Below are 18,669 nucleotides of genomic sequence, written 5' to 3' on the forward strand. Positions count from 1 at the left end.
TCGGGAAGCGGTGTGCGGATGGGTCGTACGGGCACAGGCCGGTGCGGAGCGCGGCTCCTCATCGCCCTCGCGGCGCTGCTCCTCGGCACGGCCGGAGCGGCGGCGGCGGCGCTCGTGTCGGTGACGGGGACGCAGCCGCGCGGCTTCGGGCGGATCGCGCTCACCTTCGACCAGAGCGTCAAGGTCACCGCCAAGCTCTCCGGCAGCGTCCTGGTGCTGCGCTTCCGCGAGCCGGCGGGGGGCCTCTTGCGCGACCGGCTCGCCGCCGAGATGCCGGACTACGTGGCGCAGGTGCGCCGCGACCCCGACGGGAGCGGCCTGCGCCTCGCCCTGCAGCGCCCCGTCACGGTCAACGTGCTGGAGGCGGCCGAGAAGGTCTTCGTCGACCTCCTGCCCGAGACCTGGACCGGCCTGCCGCCGGGCCTGCCGCCCGAGGTGGTGGCGGAGCTCGCGCGGCGCGCCGAGGAGGCCGAGGCGCGCCTGCGCCGCGAGGCCGCCCGCGCCCACCCGCCCCAGCCGCTGCGCCTCGAGACCGCCGCGCTGCCGACCCTGTCGCGGCTGACGGTGCGCCTGCCCGCAGGCGCGCCGGCCGTGCTGGAGCGCAGCGACCGCACGCTCCGCCTCGCCCTCGACGGCGCCTACGCGGTGCAGCCCGGCGACGCCCGCACCCGGCTGCGGCCCGCCGTGGAGGCCCTCTCGGCCGAGGCCGGCCCCGAGCGGGCCCGCATCGCCCTGACCCTCGCGGAGGGCTACGAGGCGGAGGGCTACCGGGAGGAGGACGGCTACACGATCGACATCCGCAAGGCCGGCGATCGCGCGGCCCCGCCGGTGCCGGACCTGCCGGCCGCTCCCTCCCGGGGCGAGGCGGCGAAACCGCCGCCGGCCGCCGGGGCTACGGTCCCGCCGGTGCGGGAGGCGCGCGCCCCCGACCCGCCGCCGGCCGAGGATCCGCCGCCGGCCCCCGGGGCGCCGCCCGCCGGCCCCGTCGAGGGCCGGGTGACCCGGGCCGGGACGGCCCTCCGCATCGCCTTTCCGTTCGCCGCCCGCCCGCCCGCCGCCCTGTTCGAGCGCGGCGGCGTCGCCACCCTGGTCTTCGAGACCCCGGCCCCGGTGCGCCTCGATCCCGCCGCCCTGTCCGCCAGCGCCCCCGTGCGACTCGCCGAGCCGCCGCGGAGCGAGGGGCCGGTGGCGGTGCTGCGCTTCGCCCTCGACCGCGGCACCATCCCGCAGCTCGCCGCCGAGGGCGGCGGCTGGACGCTCGTCCTCGGGGACGGAAGCCTGCCGCCCGGCGACCTCCTCGCCCCCCAGCGGGCGGCCGACGCCGCCGGCCGGCCCGCGGTCACGCTGGCGCTCGCCCGGGCCGCCACCGCGGTGTGGCTGAAGCAGGACGGCGAGCGGATCGCCGTCGTCACCGCCCGCGGGCCCGGCCTCGCGGGCGTGCCCAAGCGGGCGCGCTTCGTGGAGTTCGAATTGCTGGCGAGCCGCCAGGGCGTCGCCGTCCTGGCGCTCGCCGACGACCTCGTGGTGCGGCCGGGCCTCGCCGACGTGGCGATCAGCCGGCCGGGCGGCCTGGCGGTGAGCCCGGTCGTGGCCGAGGGGAGCGAGGAGGGGGCGCCGCTCTCGCCCGACGGACTCGCGGTGCAGCCCGACCGCTGGCGGGCGGACCGCAGCGGCGACGTGCGCGCCCGCATCCGCGAGGCCGAGCGTGCGGCGGCCACGGCGGACCGGGCCGGGCGCGCGCCGGCGCGCCTCGACCTCGCCCGCCTCTACCTCGCCAACGGCCTCGACGCGGAGGCGAGCGGCGTGCTGGCCTTCGCCGCCAAGGAGGACCCGGTCCTCGCCATCGACCGCACCGCCCGCATCCTCTCGGCCATCGCCGCGACCCGGATGCGGCGGGACTCCCGCGCGGCCGAGTTCCTCGGCGGCGACGTCAAGCTCGCGCGCGACCCGGAGGCGCGCCTGTGGCGCGCCCTGCTCGACGCGCGCGCCCGCCGGATCGCCGGCCCGGTGGCGCTGGCCGCCCTGCGGGCGGCGCTGCCGGTGGTGGAGGCCTATCCGGAGGACCTGCGGCTGCCCTTCCTGACGGCGGCGGCCGCGCTCGGCCTCGACGCCCGCGACCTCACCTTCGCGCAGCGGATGATCACGGCGGCCGGGGCGATCGCCGCGACGCCCCTGGCCCACGACGAGGTGGCGCTGCTGCGCGCGCGGCTGACCGAGCAGCTCGGCCAGGAGGCGCTGGCGCGGCGGGATTACCAGCGGCTCATCGACGCCGCCGAGCCGCCGGTCGCCGCGGAGGCGGCCCTGCGCTTCATCGACCTCGCCCGCGCGGCCGGGACCGTGCCCCGGGACGACCTCCTGACCCGGCTGGAGCGCCTCGCCCTGGTCTGGCACGGGGGGGATGTCGAGGCCGAGACGCTCGCGCGCCTGAGCCGGGCCTACGGGGAGGCCGGGCGCTGGCGGCACGCCTTCGCGACCGCCCGCAAGGCCAACCGGCTCTTCCCCGAGCACCCGGCGACGCGCGGCCTGCACCAGGACACGGTGGCGCTCTTCGCCGACCTGTTCCTGACCGACCGGGGGGCGAGCCTCGGGCGGGTCGAGGCGCTGGCGCTGTTCTACGACTTCAAGGAGTTCACGCCGCTGGGGCGGCGGGGCGACGAGATCGTGCGCGGGCTCGCCGACCGCCTCGTCTCCCTCGACCTCCTCGACGCCGCCGCCGACCTGCTCCAGCACCAGGTCGACAAGCGGCTCACCGGCGCCGCGCGGGCGAGCGTCGCCGCCCGCCTCGCCAGCATCCGCCTGATGGACGACAAGCCCCTCCAGGCCCTGCAGGTGCTGCAGGCCACCCGCCTGCCGGAACTGCCCGAGCGGGTGCGCGAGGCCCGCACCCTGCTGGAGGCGCGCGCCCTGTCGGACCTGTCGCGGACCGACCTCGCCCTGGAACTGCTGGAGGGGGCGGAGGGGGCGGACGCGGCGCGGCTGCGCGCCGACATCCTGTGGTCGGCCCGGCGCTGGCGCGAGGCCGGCGAGGCCCACGAGGCGCTGGCCGGCAGCCGCTGGCGCGAGCCCGGCCCGCTCACCGACGCGGAGCGGGCGGACGTGATGCGGGCGGCCATCGCCTACGCCCTGGCGGAGGAGGGCATGAGCCTCGACCGGCTGCGGGCGAAGTTCACCCCGAAGATGGCCGAGAGCCCGGATGCGCGCACCTTCGCGCTGATCGCGGCCCCGAACGCCACCCGCACGGCCGCCTTCCGGGAGGTCGCCGGCCGCGCCATCAGCGCCGACACCCTGGCGGCCTTCCTCTCCGCCTACCGGGCGCGCTACCCCGAGAGCGCGGTGCCCGAGCGGCCGAAGGCGCCGCCGCCCGAGACCCCGCCCGCCGCCGAGCCGGGGGCGGAGGCGCGCCGGGCCGGCGGGCCGCCGCCGGGGTGAGGCCGCCCGTCAATTCGCCACGAGCACGTGCCGGGCGAGGTCGACCGTCGCGAGGTCGTAGCGCGACTGAAGGATGCTGCGCACGCCGGCCTGATGGTAGGCGATCCGCAGGTGCTCGGCATCGGCGGTCACGCGCAGGTAGCCGTAAGTGTGGTCGTCGTACTTGTCGAAGCGCAGACCGGTCGCCGCGACGTCCGACTTCGCGTCGAGGTAGGTGACGTCCGTCCCGTTCTCGGGCTCCTCGGCCGGGCCGTGGCGCGAGCCGCGCACGAGCGGGTTCACGTTGTGCCCCCCGTTGCCGCAGACGATGAAGGGCACCTGCCGGACGGCGCCGCCCAGCGTCACCGTCCGGGTGAACCGCTGGTAATTGTGCGCGTGCGCGGAGAGCCACGCGTGCGGGTAGACCCCCTCCGCGGCGCAGATCGCGTCGACGTCGTGCAGCAGGTTCGGCGAGCCTCCGTGGTGGCCGCCCGCGGTCGCGCCGGTGTGGCGCGGCTCGTAGGTGAAGGGCGGATGATGCGTGGCGATGATCACCGCGCCCCTGTACCCCTCCCGCTTGATGCGCTGGCACTGGGCGCGCAGGAAGGCCAGCTGGTGATCCGGGACGCCCGGCCAGCGGCCGCGCTCGCTCGAGATGACACCGGGATCCTCCAGGGCGTTGCTGAACAGGCCGATGACGCGCGCGAAGGGAGCGTCCAGGGCGAAGTAAACGCCGGGTTGCGTGCTGGCGGTGCGGTGGAGCGAGCCCGCCTCGCGGGTGATGGCCGGCGCCGCCGCGCAGAAATTCCGCGCGAAGGTCGTCAGCGGCTCCTCGCCCTGCGGCGTCCCGGGCAGCACGAAGGAATCGTGGTTGCCCGGGATCGCCAGGATCGGGGCCGGGTAATCCCGGTAGGGCTCGTAGAACTGGTCGTAGTAGTAGGCGGATTCCCCGAAGCTGTAGACGACGTCCCCGAGATGGAAGAAGAAGGCCGGACGGTTGTTCGCCTCGGCGGTGCGGCAATCGAGGGCGAGTTGGTCGGCGACCCGAAGCTCGTTGCGGTACTTCCGCACGTCCGAGGAGCCGGTGTCACCGACCGCGTGGAACACCAGCCGCCCGGCCTTGCGGATCGCGGCCTCGACGTCGGATCCGCGCGCGCCGTAGATCTGAGAGAGAGACACCACGTCGTCGTCGGCCAGACGCGATTTCGGAAACGAGACGACTTGCGACTTCAGCAGATCCTCGATCTGTTTGTACGTCTCGTTATCGGAGGCATGCCTGACTTCGAACCCGAATGGATCGGCGCTCTGCTTCGACTCGGAGAAGACAGGCTCATGGAACACCGGATTTTTGATCGCATGTGAATGATGCGCCATCGGATATCTCCTGCGCTCAATTCAAAATCGGTGTGTCTGTGCACGTTAACTCAATAAACTGAATTCTACAACTCTTAGTTCTATTTTTTCCGGCAAATCTATAGTTCGCCTGCGTTGCGAAGCGACCCGTCCCGAAGCGCCGCATCGATGTTGGACGGTCGGTGCCGCCCATCAGAACACCTGTTCGTCCGCACGGAACGGCGACGCCGCCGACGCGCCGGATGCGCCCTCCGCGCCTGATCGGGCGGATCCCGCGTCAGCCCCCGTAGCTCTGCACCAGCGAGCCCGCCACCAGCGTCCAGCCGTCGACCAGCACGAAGAAGATCAGCTTGAACGGCAGCGCCACGGTGGCGGGCGGCAGCATCATCATGCCGACCGACATCAGCACCGAGGCGACCACGAGGTCGATGATCAGGAAGGGGATGAACAGCAGGAAGCCGATCTCGAAGGCGCGGCGCAGCTCCGAGATCATGAAGGCCGGGGTGAGGATCTCGAGCCCCACCGCCTCCGGCGTCGCCGGCCGGGCGCCCCCCGCGAGGTCGAGGAACAGGCGCAGGTCCTTCTCGCGCACCGAGCGCAGCATGAAGGTCTTGAACGGCGCCGAGGCCCGCTCGAAGGCCTGGGATTGCTGGATCTGCCCGGCCACCAGCGGCTCGATCCCGGCCCGGTAGGCCTCGCGGGCGGTGGGCGCCATCACGAAGGCGGTGAGGAACAGGGCGAGGCTCACGATCACCGCGTTCGGCGGCGCCGTCTGCGTTCCCAGCGCCGAGCGCAGGATCGAGAGCACCACCACGATGCGGGTGAAGGCGGTCGCCATCACCAGCACCGAGGGCGCCAGCGCCAGGACGGTGATGAGCGCGACGAGCTGGAGCGCCCGCTCGGTCACCCCGCCATTCGGCCCGAGATCGACCGTCACGCTCTGGGCGAGCGCCCCGGTCGCGGAGACGAGGAGGAGGAGCCCGGCGAGCGCCGCGGCGCACCGGCTCCGGGCGGATCGGGTCGCGCGGGCCATGCGCGCACCCTGGCGCCCGGCCCGCATCCGGCGCAAGGGCGCGGCCCGCCCCCGCCGCGCGCTTCTGCGTCCTCGCGGCGGGCGTGCAACAGGCGGGCGCCTCAGCGGCGGTCGAGGGGACGCCCGAGCAGCCGCGCGAACTCCGCCTCGATCTCCTCCACGGAGAACGGATTGGGCGCGGAGGCCGGCTTCTTGGGCTCCGGCTCCGGCTCGGGCAGGGGAGGCGGCGGCGGGGGCGGCTCGGGCGCGGGGGCCGCCACCGGGGCCGGCGGCTCCGGCAGATGCACCGGCTCCGGGGTGGGCGGCGGCGGGACAGCCGGCTCCGGCGCGGCCGGCGCCGGGACGGGCTCCACCGGGGCCGGTGGTGGCGGCGCCGCGATGGGCTGAGGCGGCTCGGGCGGCCGCTTGGCCGCGGGCGGCTCCGGCCGGTGCTCCGACTCAGGCACGCGCACCGGTGCGGGCTCCGGCTCGAAGACCGGCTCGGGCTCGGGTTCCGGCAGGGGCACCGGCTCGGGCAGGGGGGCGACGGGCGGGGCGACAGCCTCCGGGGCGGGCGGCGGCGTCACGGGCTCGGGCGGCCGCTCCCGGACCGGCACGGTCGGGCGGGAGGGAGCCACGGCCGAGGCGGGCCGGCGCAGGGCCTCCTCCAGCTGGCGCGCCATATCGTTGAGGATGGCGGCGTCGACCGCCCGCGGCTCGCTCCCGCGGGCCCCCGCCGGCGCCGGCACGGGGCCGACCGGGGCTTCCGGCGGGCGGGACGGGATGTCGAGGGGCGGGGGCGTCTGCCGGGCCCCGCGCGGGCTCGGCGGCTCGGCCCGGCGCGCCGCGCCGAAGCGCGCGGTCGGGCGCGGCGGCATCACGGGCCGGGCCGGCGGCTCCGGCGGCGGGGCGGCGGGCTCGGCCGGCGGCACGGCCACGGGCGTGAAGGCCGCCGCCGCGGGGGCGAAAGCCGCCGCGTCCGGTTCGGCGAGCGCCGGCTCGGGACGGGTCTCCTCGACCGCGAAGGGCGGTGCGGAGAGGGGCGGCTCCGGGAAGGGCGGCAGGGGTGGGGGAAGCGACGTGCGCTCCGGCTCCGCCGGCAGGGACAGGGGCGGCTCGGGCTGGGGCTCCGAGCGCTCGGCGAGGTCGGCCGGCAGGCGCGCGCCCGCCACCCGCACGATGTTGCGCTCCACCACCACGTCGTTGGGGCCGCCCACCAGCAGGAGGTGCTCGACGTTGTCGCGGCGCAGCAGGATCAGCTGCCGCTGCCGGTCGAGTTCGTAGATGTCGACGATCCCCAGGCGCGGCTGGCGGCCCCGCTGCCCGCCGCCGTTGCCCAGGCTCAGGCGCCCGCGGGCGAGGCGCTTCGCGCCGAACGCGAAGGCGCTGAGGAGCACCACCATGATCAGGAACACGATCAGGTAGGAGATCAGGGGCGAACCGTCCGTCCCGAGAATCGACGAGAGCAATGCACGATCTCTCACAGGTGAGGTGCCGGAGCACCGACGCGATACGAGGGGTTTCTAACACGAGGCCGCCATTCCCGCGCAGGCCGCGTTAAGACGTCTTAACAACTTCATGAAGGGGTTGGCGACCCGGCGGCAGGTCGGTGCGGTGTGCCCGCGGATCGGTTAACCGCCCCTTAACCATGAACCCGGCAGATTTTGCCGGCCGCACCCTCCGGTCCGGCCGAAACCGGGGCCGCCCGTGCCAGTCGCCGATCTCCCGCTCGTCAGCATGCTGCGCAACCGCATGCAGTGGCACCAGACGCGTCAGAAGGTCCTGGCCGAGAACGTCGCCAACGCCAACACGCCGGGCTTCCGGGCCCGCGACCTGCGGGCGCCGGTCTTCCGGCCGGACGGCAGCCTCGCGGCCTCGCAGTCGCAGGGCGTGCCGGTCGAGCGCACGAGCCCGCTGCACCTCGCCGGGACCGCCTCGGCGGAGACGTCCGAGGACCGCGCGCGCACCCGCTTCGACGCGGTGCCCAGCGGCAACGCCGTGAGCCTCGAGGACGAGATGATCAAGTCCGCCGACAACCAGGCCGACTACCAGCTCGCCGCCTCTCTCTACCAGAAGAGCCTGCAGATGCTGCGCACCGCCGTCGGCAAGTAGGGAAGGGGCGCGCCGTGGACTTCATGAAGGCGATCGGCATCGCGGCCTCGGGCTTGCGGGTGCAGTCCGGACGGATGCGGGTGATCTCGGAGAACATCGCCAACGCGGATTCCGAGCCGCTGCGGGCGGGGGCCTCGCCCTACCGCCGCAAGGTCCCGAGCTTCACCAACCACCTCGACCGCGACCTCGACGCGAGCGTGGTCGAGCTCGCCCGGGTGCGCCGCGACCAGAGCCCCTTCCGCACCAAGCACGACCCCGGCAACCCGGTCGCGGACGCCAACGGCGACGTGCAGCTGCCGAACGTCAACCTGCTGGTCGAGACCGTCGACATGCGCGAGGCCCAGCGCAGCTACGAGGCGAACCTCAACATGGTCACGGCGGCCCGCCGGATGATCTCCCGCACCATCGACATCCTGAAGGCCTGACCCATGCCCACGAACGCCTTCGCGGCCGGTGCCTACGCGGCGATCCAGAGTCTCGGGCGGCCCGACGCCGCGGCCAAGCCCGCCGCGCCGCAGGCCGGGTTCGGCCAGTTCCTCGCCTCGACCCTCGACGGCGTCGAGGCGGCCGGGAAGAAGTCGGAGCAGCAGATGATGGCGGTGGGCGCCGGCAAGGCCAACGTCGTCGACGTGGTGACGGCGGTGGCCGAGAGCGAGACCGCCCTCCAGACCCTGGTGGCCGTGCGCGACCGGGTGATCTCCGCCTACGAGGACATCATGCGGATGCAGATCTGAGGATCCGTCCCACACGCCTCGACGCATCCACACGCCCCGGTTCGACGCGGGGGCGCGGGATCCCCTCTCCCGGGTGGGAGAGGGGGAGGGGTGAGGGCCGGACGCTTCAGCAAGAAGACGCAGCCGTACCGCCGCCGGCTCGACCTTCGGCGTTCAATCCTGAAGCCGAGCCACCCTCACGCGGGATCTTCGATCCCCTGACCCCTCTCCCAATTGGGCTAGCGGATTCACAGAACGCGAAAAATAAAAACAGGGCAGATACTTGCGTCGACACACGATGGTTCCCGGATGTGGCGCGGGGAACCCCTCTCCCGCACGGGAGAGGGGATCCCGCGGGTCTCCTCGGTTCCGTTCAAACGACTGCGAAAGAAGCGCTTTTTTGATGCCGGGAGGCGAAGTGTGAACACGCTAGCCCAATTGGGAGAGGGGATCCTGCGCCCCTTTTCAGACCGTCAGCCCATGCCGAACGGTGCGAACCGTCGGCCCGCAGCGGAAGGAAGGGTCCCCGTGCGGTGCCATCCGAACGCCCTCACCCCTCAGATGACCTCCCCATGACCGGCCTCGCCATCCTCGACATCGCCCGCGACGGCATCCTCACCTTCCTGAAGGTGGCCGGGCCCCTGATGGTGGTGGCCCTGCTGGTCGGCCTCGCCGTGTCGCTGCTCCAGGCCCTGACCCAGATCCAGGAGCAGACCCTGATCTACGTGCCCAAGATCGTCGCGGTCTTCGCCGCCCTGCTGCTGATGCTGCCCTTCATGGGCGACGCGCTCTCGGGCTACATGACCCGGATCGCCGCCCGGATCGCCGCGGGCGGGTGAGCCCGGACGATTCGCCCCGTGAACCTCCTCCTCCCCGGCATCGCCGCCGCCTACCTGCTGGTCTTCGCGCGGGTCGGCACGCTCGTGATGCTGATGCCGGGGATCGGCGAGACCGTCGTGTCGCCGCGCCTGCGGCTCGCCTTCGCGCTCCTCGTCGCCCTGGTGCTGTTCCCGGTCGTGCGGCCGCTGCTGCCGCAACAGGGCGGAACCGGGCCCGATCTCATCGGCACGCTGATCGGCGAGATCGCGGTCGGGCTGGTGCTGGGCCTCGCGGTCCGCGCCGTGCTCGCGGCGCTCCAGACCGCCGGAACGGTCATCGCCCAGCAGCTCGGCCTCGCCTACGCGATGACCGTCGACCCGACCACCGCGGGCCAGCAGGCGACGCTCGGCACCTTCCTGACGCTGCTGGGCATCACCCTCGTGCTGGCCACCGACCTGCACCACCTCGCCATCGCGGGCATCCGCGACAGCTACGCGCTGATGCCCCCCGTGGGCGTGCCGGCGACCGGCGACGCGGCGGACCTCGCCATCCGGGCCGTGGCCCGCGGCTTCTCGCTCGCCGTGCGGATCTCCGCGCCCTTCATCGCCTTCGGCATCCTGTTCAATCTCGGCCTCGGGGTGCTCTCGCGCCTGATGCCGCAGATGCAGGTGTTCTTCGTCGCCACGCCGGCGGCGATCCTGATCGGCATGGCGGTGCTGCTGGCGACGCTGGGCGTGGTCATGGGCGTGTTCGTGGACGATCTCGGGCGCTGGCTCGGCGCCTTCGGGAGGGTCTGAGCCGTGGCCGGCGAGAGCGAGCAGGAGGACCGCACCGAGGAGCCGACGCAGAAGCGCCTCGACGACGCGATCCGGCGGGGCGACGTCGCCACCAGCACGGAGATCAACACGCTGCTGGTGCTCGGCGGCTTCACCCTGGTGCTGCTCGCGGGCGCGGGCGCCATCGCGCAGCAGCTCACGGCTGAGCTGCGCGCCCTCCTCGGCGGCCTCCACCAGGTCCCGCCCGACGCGGCGGGCTACGCGGCGGTCGCGCGCCGCGCCCTCTCGGCCCTCGCCCTCGCGCTCGCCGCCCCGGTGGGCGCCGCCCTCGCGGCGGGCCTCGCGGGCGGGCTCCTCCAGCATCGCTTCGTCTGGACCACCGAGACCCTCGGCGCGAAGTGGGAGCGCGTCTCCCCCGCCGCGGGCCTGCGCCGCCTGTTCGGCCCCGAGGCGTGGTTCCAGTTCGGCAAGGGCGTGGTGAAGGTCGCCCTCGTCGGCACGGTGGCGGGGCTCGTGCTGTGGGGCGACCGGGACCGGCTCGACGCCCTGGCGCGGCTGGAGCCGGCCTCGCTCCTGCCCGCCACCCTGGTGCTGGCGCTCCGCCTGATGGCCGGCATCCTGGCCGCCTACGTCGCGCTGGCGCTCGGCGACGCCGTCTACCAGCGGGTGCGCTGGCGGGCGCGCCTGCGCATGACCAAGGCCGAGATCAAGGAGGAGATGAAGGAGAGCGAGGGCAGCCCGGAGGTGAAGGGCCGCCTGCGCCGCATCCGCCTGTCGCGCGCCAAGAAGCGCATGATGGCGGCGGTGCCGGGCGCCACCGTCATCGTCGCCAACCCGACCCACTTCGCGGTGGCGCTGCTCTACGAGACCGGCATGGCCGCCCCGGTCTGCGTCGCCAAGGGCGTCGACGCCCTCGCCCTCAAGATCCGCGAGGTCGCCGCGGAGAACCGCGTGCCGGTGGTGGAGAACCCGCCCCTCGCCCGGGCGCTCCACGCTACCGTGGAGATCGACGCGCCGATCCCGGCCGAGCATTACAAAGCGGTGGCCGAGGTGATCGGCTTCGTGCTGCGCCAGCGCCGCCGCTGAGCCCGCTGCCGGAGGTCACGCCGCCGCGACCCGCCGGTCTGCCGCACTTCCTGGTCTGCCGCACTTCCTCGTCTGCCGCACTTGCCGGACTCAACCGCTCGGGCATAACGCGCAGGGGGCCCGTCTCAACCTCCGCGCAAGCCTTGTCCGGCAAGATGGGGCGTCGCGGGCGTCGGACCGGCTGGACAGGATGGATGGCGGCGTCATGCCCGAGTTGAGTCCCCCCCCCTTGCCGGAGGCGGCCGCGCTCGACCGCTCGGAGCGCCCGGGCCGGGTCAGCCTGCTCCTGCTCCTCGCGGGCCTCCTCGTCGGGGCGGCGGTGGGCCTGAGCTTCGTGGCGAGCGAGCAGGCCCAGCCGCTCATCCTCGGGCTGCTGGCGATCCTCGCCATGGCGGGCGTGTTCTCGCTCTTCGCGCTGGCGATCGGGGCGCTCCAGCTCACCGGCCAGGGCACCCGCAACGACGTCACCAAGGCGGTGGTGGATGCGGCCCCCGAGGGTATGATCGCCGTCGAGGACGGCACGCGGCCGATCTACGCCAACGCCGCCTACCTGGCGCTGGCCGGCAGCGACAGCTTCTCGGACCTGCGCCTCGTCGAGCGGGTCTTCGTCGGCAGCCCGGACGTGTCGGAGGCGGTCTACCGCCTCGCCCAGGCCGCCCGCGAGGGCCGCAGCCTCGCGGAGGAGATCCGCATGGCGCCGCCGCCGGGCGGGGGCGGGCGGGACTTCGCGTGGTACCGGATCGCCGTGCGGCCCCTGCCGCTGCCCCGCCGGCCGGTGGCGCTGTGGAGCGTCACCGACATCACCCACGAGCGCGAGCGCCAGGAGAACGTCTTCCAGGTCCTCCAGCACACGATCGCCTTCCTGGACCACGCGCCGGCCGGCTTCCTGTCGGTCGATCCGCGCGGGGGCATCGTCTACATGAACGCGACGCTCGCCGCCTGGCTCGGGCACGACCTCGCCCAGGTCGGCTCCGGGGGCCTGCGCCTCGGCGAGATCCTGCCCGCCACGGTGGGCGACGTGCTGGTGGCCGGCAACGCCCAGCCCGGCGAGGTGCGCACCGACGTGTTCGACCTCGACCTGCGGCGCCGCAACGGCCACCCGCTGCCGGTGCGGATCTACCACCGGGTCGCCTACGGGCAGGACGGCAAGCCGGGCGATTCGCGCACCCTGGTCCTCAACCGCTCCGCCGGCGAGGCCACCGACGAGCCGCAGCGCGCCGCCGAGGTGCGCTTCGCCCGCTTCTTCAACACCAGCCCGATCGCGGTGGCGACCCTCGATCCGCAGGGGCGCCTCGTGCGGGCGAACGCCTCCTTCGCGCGGCTGTTCGGCACCCTGCCGCGGACCGGCGAGGGCGGCGAGGGCGGCGAGATCGGCCCCTCGGCCCACGAGTGCATCGCCGAGCGCGACCGCCAGGGCTTCGACGGCGCCTTCCGGCTCGCCGCCGAGGGACGGGGCGACGTGGCGCCCGTGGAGGTCGGCGTCGCGGCGCCCGGCAACCGCTCGGCCCGGATCTGGCTCAGCCCCGAGGCGCGCGCCACGGAAGGCCCGGACGAGGAGGGCGGGCGCGAGGCGGTGATCCTCTACGCCCTCGACACCACGGCGCAGCTCCAGCTCCAGCAGCAGATCAACCAAGCCCAGAAGATGGAGATGGTGGGCCAGCTCGCGGGCGGCATCGCCCACGACTTCAACAACGTGCTGCAGGCGATCATCGGCTACTCGGACCTGCTGCTCGCCAGCCACCGCCCGGTGGACCCGGCCTTCCAGGACATCATGCAGATCAAGCAGAACGCGAACCGGGCCGCGAGCCTGGTGCGCCAGCTGCTCGCCTTCTCGCGCCGCCAGACCCTGCGGCCGGAGGTGATCCATCTCGGGGACGCGCTCTCGGACCTGACGCTGCTCCTCAAGCGCCTGCTCGGCGAGCGGGTGGAACTCGACCTCAAGCACGGACGCGACCTCTGGCCGGTCAAGGCGGACGTGAACCAGTTCGAGCAGGTGGTCGTGAACCTCGCGGTGAACGCCCGCGACGCGATGCCGGAGGGGGGCCGCCTCGCCATCCGCACCGCGAACGTGGCCGCCGAGGCGGCGGGCGCGCTCCAGCTCACCGGGCTGCCGGCGGCCGACTACGTCCTGGTCGAGGTGGCCGATACCGGCACCGGCATGACGCCCGAGATCATGGAGAAGATCTTCGAGCCCTTCTTCACCACCAAGGAGGTGAACAAGGGCACGGGGCTCGGCCTCTCCACGGTGTTCGGCATCGTCAAGCAGTCGGGCGGCTACATCGACGTGAAGTCGAAGCTCGGGGAGGGGACGGTCTTCGGCATCTACCTGCCGCGGCACGTGCCGGTGCCCGAGGAGGCGCCCGCGCCCGAGCCCGCCGCGCCGGCCGCCTCCGCGGCGGCGCCCGCGTCCGCCGCCGGCGAGCCGGCCAAGAAGGCCCCGGCCCCGGACCTCACCGGCCGCGGCACCATCCTGCTCGTGGAGGACGAGGACCCGGTGCGGGCCGTGAACGCGCGGGCGCTGGCGGCGCGCGGCTACACGGTGCTGGAGGCCGCCTCGGGCCTGGAGGCGCTCGCCATCATGGGCGAGCGCGAGGCGCCGGTGGACCTCGTGGTCTCGGACGTGGTGATGCCCGAGATGGATGGCCCGACCCTCCTGCGCGAGCTGCGCAAGCTGCACCCGACCCTGAAGGTGATCTTCGTCTCGGGCTACGCCGAGGACGCCTTCCAGAAGAACCTGCCCGAGGGCGAGGAATTCAACTTCCTGCCCAAGCCCTTCAGCCTGAAGCAGCTCGTCGAGACGGTGAAGACCACGATGGCCGTGTAGGGCGGGGGCTCCCCGCCCGCGCCCGGCAGGGGCCCTAGCCCAGCGCGTCCGCCACGGCCTCGCCGCAGGCCGTGGTGTCGGCATTGCCCCCCAGATCCCGGGTGCGCAGGGTGCGCTCGGCCAGCACCCGCTCGATCCCCGCCACGATCTCGGCGGCGGCCGCGTGCTCGCCGAGATGCTCCAGCATCATCGCCCCCGACCAGATCTGGCCGATCGGGTTGGCGATGCCCTGGCCGGCGATGTCCGGGGCCGAGCCGTGCACGGGCTCGAACAGCGAGGGGAAGCTGCGGTCCGGGTTGATGTTGCCCGAGGGCGCGATGCCGATCGTGCCGGTGCAGGCTGGGCCGAGATCCGACAGGATGTCGCCGAACAGGTTCGAGGCCACCACGACGTCGAACCGGTCCGGGTTCAGCACGAAATGCGCGGTCAGGATGTCGATGTGGTACTTGTCCCAGCGCACCTCGGGGTAGTGCGCGGCCATCGCCTCCACCCGCTCGTCCCAGTACGGCATGGTGATCGAGATGCCGTTCGACTTCGTGGCCGAGGTCAGGTGCTTCTTCGGGCGGCTCTGCGCGAGGTCGAAGGCGAAGCGCAGCACCCGGTCGGTGCCGTGACGGGTGAAGATCGATTCCTGGACGGCGAATTCCCGCTCGGTGCCGGCGAACATCCGCCCGCCCGCGTTGGAATACTCGCCCTCGGTGTTCTCGCGCACGACCCAGAAGTCGATGTCGCCGGGCTTGCGGCCCGCGAGCGGGCAGGGGACGCCGGGCATCAGCCGCACCGGGCGCAGGTTCACGTACTGGTCGAAGTCGCGGCGGAACAGGATCAGCGAGCCCCAGAGCGAGACGTGATCCGGGATCTTCTCCGGCCAGCCGACCGCGCCGAAGAAGATGGCGTCGTGGCCCTCGACCTGCTGGCGCCAATCCTCCGGCATCATGCGGCCGTGCTTGGCGTAGTAGTCGTAGGACGAGAAGTCGAACCAGTTCTGCTCGAGGGTGAAGCCGTGGCGCTTGGCGGCCTGCTCCAGCACCCGGACGCCCTCCGGCACCGTCTCCTTGCCGATCCCGTCCCCGGGGATCACGGCGATGCGGTAGCGGCGCGAGGGTGAGGCCATGGCGTTTCTCCCGGTATTGGTGTCGCGCGCCATCGCTCGCGCATCCGGGGACGCCGGTCAACCGAGGGCTTGCGGCGCCGGCCCGTCTCCGGGATCGCTCCCCGGGCCTCGGCGACCTTGTCCCGCTGGCCCGGCGCGACCGCTTCCTACCGCACCTCGCCCACGCTCGCGGCCCGCTGGCGGTCGAGTTCCTCGCTGTAGCGGCGCAGCGTGTGCTTCTCGGTGAGGAGCCCGATCACCCGGGCGGACTGGCGGCTCTCGACGACCGCGAGCGCCTCGCTCTCGGAGCGGTCGAACAGGGCCGCGGCCTCCTTGGCGTTCATCTGCGGCAGCAGCACCTCGCCCCGGCAGCGCAGGATGTCGGCGACCCGCATGGTGTCGGCCTTCTCGTCGATCGGGGCGGCGTGGGCCTCGGGCACCAGCACGATCCCGGCATAGAGCCCGGCCTCGTCGGTGGCCACGACCTGGCTCGCCGAGCCGAGCGGGAAGGCGCGCCGGAAGGCGGAGAGCGTGGTGTCGGCCCGGACCGTCCGCACGTCGCGCCGCATCATCTGGCCGACCGTGAGGCTGCGGATCCAGCCGATGTCGTGGGCCGAGCGGATCGACTCGCCGCGCAGGTGGAAGCGCCAGGTCGCGAAGGAGTAGCCGAACGTCTTGCGCACGGTGAGCGAGGAGGCGATCACCGCGACCAGCACCAGCACCGTGACCGGGAAGTCGCCCGTCGTCTCGAGCGCCAGGAAGGTCATGGTGAGGGGCCCGCCGATCACCGCCACCGCGAGCGCGCTCATGCCGACGATGGCGTAGGTGGTGGGCGGCAGGGCGGTGGCGATGAGGGGCGGCATCACGATCGCGTAGACCTTGCCGGCGATGGCGCCGAGGAACAGCGAGGCGAAGAACAGGCCGCCCCGGAAGCCCGTGCCGATCGAGATCGCGGAGGCGAGCGCCTTGGCGCAGAACAGGCCGACGAGGGCGCCCGCCCCGAGCACCGGCCCGTCCTGCGTGAGGTTGAGGTGGAGCGCCCCGTGCCCGGCCGAGAGCACCTGCGGCGAGGCGAGGAGCGCCAGCAGCCCGACCAGGAAGCCGCCCAGCGCCGGGCGGGCGAGGGCGGGCACGCCGCTGCGGCGCACGCTCGCCTCGACCAGGGTGACGCCCTGCATGATCAGGATGCCGAGACCCGCGCAGACGAGGCCGAGCCCGATCGTCGGCAGGTAATCGGCGGCGCCGACCGGCGGGGTGGGATCGAGGGCGATCGCCGCCGGGTGGGGCAGGATGGAGCGGGACACGAGCGCGCCGGCCAGGGCCGCCGCCACGACCGGCGTGAGCGAGGCGATGGCGTAGGTGCCGATGATCAATTCGAAGGCGTAGAAGGCGCCGGTGAGCGGCGCGTCGAAGGCGGCCGCGATGGCGGCGGCGGCCCCGCAGCCGACGAGCACCCGCATGTCGGTGCGCCGGAGTTCGAAGCCGAGGCCGATCCGCGAGGCGATCCCCGCCGAGATCTGGGTGTAGCCGGCCTCCAGCCCGACCGAGGCGCCGCCGCCGTTGGAGATCAGGTTCTGCACCGCCACGAGGACCGAGTCGCGCAGGGAGAGCCGCCCGCCGTGGAGGGCGTTGGCCTCGATCGGATCGACGACCGGGCGGCCGGGCGCGCGGCGCAGGCGGTTGCCGAAGCGCACCGCGAGGGCGAGGGCCACGCCCGCGAGGGTCGGGACGGTGAGCGCCAGCAGGGGAGGGAGCATCGGCACGGCGCTGAGGCGGCCGTCGGCCTGGATGCCGTAGAACAGCCGGTGCAGGCCCTGCGTGGTCCAGGCCATGCCGCTGACGGCGAGGCCCGAGACGAGCCCGATCAGGAGAGCGAGACCGACGAGTCCGATCTCGCTGCCGCGGACCAGGGCGCGCAAGCCCCCGGGCGCCTGGACCACGGGAGCGTCGGTGAGGGAGCGTCGGATCGTCTCGGGCTTCGCCGTCATCGGGGCAAGGGAGCGCGGAGGGAGCGCGGAACGTCCGCCCGGGACCGGACCCGGGCGGCACCGGCTGTTTAGGGGGGCGCGGCGCCGGGGTCGATGGATTTTCGCCGCCCACCGCCGCCTGCGACCACCGGCTCCACCGATTCTCCCCGGTATCGCGGCCCGACCGCTTGTCAGCGGGCCGCGCGGGGATTACACAGCGCCCCACGTCGGCCGCCATAGCTCAGTTGGTTAGAGCGCTAGATTGTGGATCTAGAGGTCCCCCGTTCGAGCCGGGGTGGCGGTACCACCTGACATTCCCGCGAAACCCCATCCGATCTGCCGACGCCGCGCGGGGCAGCCCCGTGCGATGCACCGTTCGGGCGACCCAGCGCACCGCGGCACGCCCATCCCCGCGACACGGTCGGTGCGCTTCCGCACCAGCCGGTTCCCAACGACACAGCGGGTGATTTCGGAAGACGGCTTCGCATCACGCACCTGTCCGCAAGCGAAGCGCGATTTCGCCGCCGCCTCAAACACATGGGCACACCGGGCGATCCGCCCGGGAGATCGTTGCCTGTTCTGTCCAGCCGTCCGAAGCGAGGCAAGTCGTGGTCGACGTGCACAGGAAACGGCCTCGGATCCACTTCGAAAGGCAGTGTCCCTCGGCGCATCATGGCCGGATGACTTCCGACGCCGCTTGTCGAATCGGAGCGTTTGCAGTCAGATGCCGGCGAGCATCTCCGGAACCCGGTGAGGAAGGGGCTTCACGATGGCACGCCGCTCGCTGACCACGGCCGTTCTGCTGATCGGGATCGTGGCGCCGCTGCCCGCGCTCGCCTGCGGGGACGGGGAGGCGCCGACGCCCTGCGGCGAGACCGGCCAGGAGGCGGGGGCGAAGTGGATGCTCCAGCGCGTGACGAGCGCCGTGCAGGCCGACCGGACGGTCGCCCTCGACAAGTTCACGAAGGGCAGCGACGGCTTCCGCACCGCCGACACCTACGTGTTCTGCATCGGCGCGGACGGCGTGATGAGCGCCCACCCCAACCCGATCCTGCGCGGGCACGACGTGCGCGACCTTCACGACCGGACCGGCAACTACTTCATCCGCACGATGCTGCAGACCGCCCGGGCCGGGCAGGTCTCGGAGATCCACTACCTGTTCCCGAAGCCCGGCAGCACCGTCGAGGAGCCCAAGACCACCTACTACACGAAGGCGGGAGACCAGACCTGCGCGGTCGGCGTCTACGATGCGGACACGGCCGGGCCCGCCGAGACGACGCCCGACGGGCGGGTGGCGCAGCTGCGGCAGAAGCTCGACGGCGAGATCCCGGCCTCGGCGCGCGCCGATTGGACGGCCTTCCTGGAGGCCCTGGCGGCGCAGAGCGACGCGAGGTCCGCCGCCGTGGCGCAGGCGCGGCGCGACCTGAGGGCGGCCGCTTCCGCCCTCGGGGCGGTCGAGCCGAGGGCGGGCGTCGCGCAGGAATAGGCGCCGCGGCCGGCCGCGCG

Annotated in this window: 14 protein-coding genes and 1 tRNA gene; 10 read left to right on the top strand and 5 right to left on the bottom strand. The window is 73.5% G+C overall.

Annotated elements, in window-relative coordinates; all coding sequences use genetic code 11:
* Positions 1-18 precede the first annotated feature (18 nt).
* Complete coding sequence (locus ACW9J6_RS14045; RefSeq protein ID WP_457117097.1) at positions 19-3,429, top strand: hypothetical protein; 3,411 nt, start codon at positions 19-21, stop codon at positions 3,427-3,429.
* Positions 3,430-3,438: 9 nt separating this feature from the next.
* On the opposite strand, the gene ACW9J6_RS14050 is transcribed toward ACW9J6_RS14045, so the two are convergent.
* From ACW9J6_RS14050 to ACW9J6_RS14060, 3 genes are all read right to left on the bottom strand, one after another.
* Positions 3,439-4,590, bottom strand: a complete 1,152-nt coding sequence (locus tag ACW9J6_RS14050) for a metallophosphoesterase family protein (RefSeq protein WP_457117098.1) — start codon at positions 4,588-4,590, stop codon at positions 3,439-3,441.
* 448 nt (positions 4,591-5,038) lie between these two features.
* Positions 5,039-5,794, bottom strand: a complete 756-nt coding sequence (gene fliP / locus ACW9J6_RS14055) for a flagellar type III secretion system pore protein FliP (RefSeq protein WP_457117099.1) — start codon at positions 5,792-5,794, stop codon at positions 5,039-5,041.
* A 101-nt stretch (positions 5,795-5,895) separates the two neighbouring features.
* On the bottom strand, positions 5,896-7,242 hold the full coding sequence (locus ACW9J6_RS14060; RefSeq protein WP_457117100.1) for a hypothetical protein: 1,347 nt from the start codon (positions 7,240-7,242) through the stop codon (positions 5,896-5,898).
* A gap of 238 nt (positions 7,243-7,480) precedes the next feature.
* Between ACW9J6_RS14060 and flgB the strand changes: the two genes are divergently transcribed.
* The 7 genes from flgB to cckA all read left to right on the top strand — a co-directional run bounded on the left by flgB (position 7,481) and on the right by cckA (position 14,103).
* Complete coding sequence (gene flgB, locus ACW9J6_RS14065) at positions 7,481-7,885, top strand: flagellar basal body rod protein FlgB (RefSeq protein ID WP_457117101.1); 405 nt, start codon at positions 7,481-7,483, stop codon at positions 7,883-7,885.
* Between the two features lie 14 nt (positions 7,886-7,899).
* Entirely contained in the window at positions 7,900-8,310 is a 411-nt protein-coding gene (gene flgC / locus ACW9J6_RS14070; protein ID WP_457117102.1) for a flagellar basal body rod protein FlgC, read from the top strand.
* A 3-nt stretch (positions 8,311-8,313) separates the two neighbouring features.
* Positions 8,314-8,619, top strand: coding sequence for a flagellar hook-basal body complex protein FliE (locus ACW9J6_RS14075; RefSeq protein ID WP_457117103.1), 306 nt, complete (start codon positions 8,314-8,316; stop codon positions 8,617-8,619).
* Between the two features lie 551 nt (positions 8,620-9,170).
* Complete coding sequence (gene fliQ, locus ACW9J6_RS14080; protein ID WP_457117104.1) at positions 9,171-9,437, top strand: flagellar biosynthesis protein FliQ; 267 nt, start codon at positions 9,171-9,173, stop codon at positions 9,435-9,437.
* Between the two features lie 18 nt (positions 9,438-9,455).
* Positions 9,456-10,214 (top strand): flagellar biosynthetic protein FliR, encoded by a 759-nt coding sequence (gene fliR, locus ACW9J6_RS14085; RefSeq protein ID WP_457117105.1) that lies wholly within the window; start codon positions 9,456-9,458, stop codon positions 10,212-10,214.
* A 3-nt stretch (positions 10,215-10,217) separates the two neighbouring features.
* Positions 10,218-11,279: an EscU/YscU/HrcU family type III secretion system export apparatus switch protein gene (locus ACW9J6_RS14090; RefSeq protein ID WP_457117106.1), complete on the top strand. Its 1,062-nt coding sequence runs from the start codon at positions 10,218-10,220 to the stop codon at positions 11,277-11,279.
* Between the two features lie 205 nt (positions 11,280-11,484).
* Entirely contained in the window at positions 11,485-14,103 is a 2,619-nt protein-coding gene (gene cckA, locus ACW9J6_RS14095; RefSeq protein ID WP_457117107.1) for a cell cycle histidine kinase CckA, read from the top strand.
* A 34-nt stretch (positions 14,104-14,137) separates the two neighbouring features.
* On the opposite strand, the gene ACW9J6_RS14100 is transcribed toward cckA, so the two are convergent.
* Positions 14,138-15,217 (bottom strand): tartrate dehydrogenase, encoded by a 1,080-nt coding sequence (locus ACW9J6_RS14100; protein ID WP_457117108.1) that lies wholly within the window; start codon positions 15,215-15,217, stop codon positions 14,138-14,140.
* Between the two features lie 146 nt (positions 15,218-15,363).
* Positions 15,364-17,184: a chloride channel protein gene (locus tag ACW9J6_RS14105; protein WP_457117109.1), complete on the bottom strand. Its 1,821-nt coding sequence runs from the start codon at positions 17,182-17,184 to the stop codon at positions 15,364-15,366.
* A 209-nt stretch (positions 17,185-17,393) separates the two neighbouring features.
* On the opposite strand from ACW9J6_RS14105, the gene ACW9J6_RS14110 reads away from it, so the two are divergent.
* Both ACW9J6_RS14110 and ACW9J6_RS14115 read left to right on the top strand, forming a co-directional pair.
* Positions 17,394-17,470: transfer RNA gene (locus ACW9J6_RS14110), tRNA-His, on the top strand.
* A 462-nt stretch (positions 17,471-17,932) separates the two neighbouring features.
* The gene (locus ACW9J6_RS14115) at positions 17,933-18,649 is read left to right on the top strand and encodes a cache domain-containing protein (protein WP_457117110.1); all 717 of its coding nucleotides are present in this window, start codon (positions 17,933-17,935) and stop codon (positions 18,647-18,649) included.
* The last annotated feature ends 20 nt before the right edge of the window (positions 18,650-18,669 follow it).

The sequence above is a fragment of the Methylobacterium sp. JK268 genome (assembly GCF_054052225.1).

Excerpts from the sequence above, each read along its gene's own strand:
- ACW9J6_RS14045 (WP_457117097.1), top strand. The coding sequence starts at position 19 with ATGGGTCGTACGGGCACAGGCCGGTGCGGAGCGCGGCTCCTCATCGCC.
- fliP (WP_457117099.1), bottom strand. The coding sequence starts at position 5,794 with ATGGCCCGCGCGACCCGATCCGCCCGGAGCCGGTGCGCCGCGGCGCTC.
- ACW9J6_RS14075 (WP_457117103.1), top strand. The coding sequence starts at position 8,314 with ATGCCCACGAACGCCTTCGCGGCCGGTGCCTACGCGGCGATCCAGAGT.
- fliQ (WP_457117104.1), top strand. The coding sequence starts at position 9,171 with ATGACCGGCCTCGCCATCCTCGACATCGCCCGCGACGGCATCCTCACC.
- cckA (WP_457117107.1), top strand. The coding sequence starts at position 11,485 with ATGCCCGAGTTGAGTCCCCCCCCCTTGCCGGAGGCGGCCGCGCTCGAC.
- ACW9J6_RS14100 (WP_457117108.1), bottom strand. The coding sequence starts at position 15,217 with ATGGCCTCACCCTCGCGCCGCTACCGCATCGCCGTGATCCCCGGGGAC.
- ACW9J6_RS14105 (WP_457117109.1), bottom strand. The coding sequence starts at position 17,184 with ATGACGGCGAAGCCCGAGACGATCCGACGCTCCCTCACCGACGCTCCC.
- ACW9J6_RS14115 (WP_457117110.1), top strand. The coding sequence starts at position 17,933 with ATGGCACGCCGCTCGCTGACCACGGCCGTTCTGCTGATCGGGATCGTG.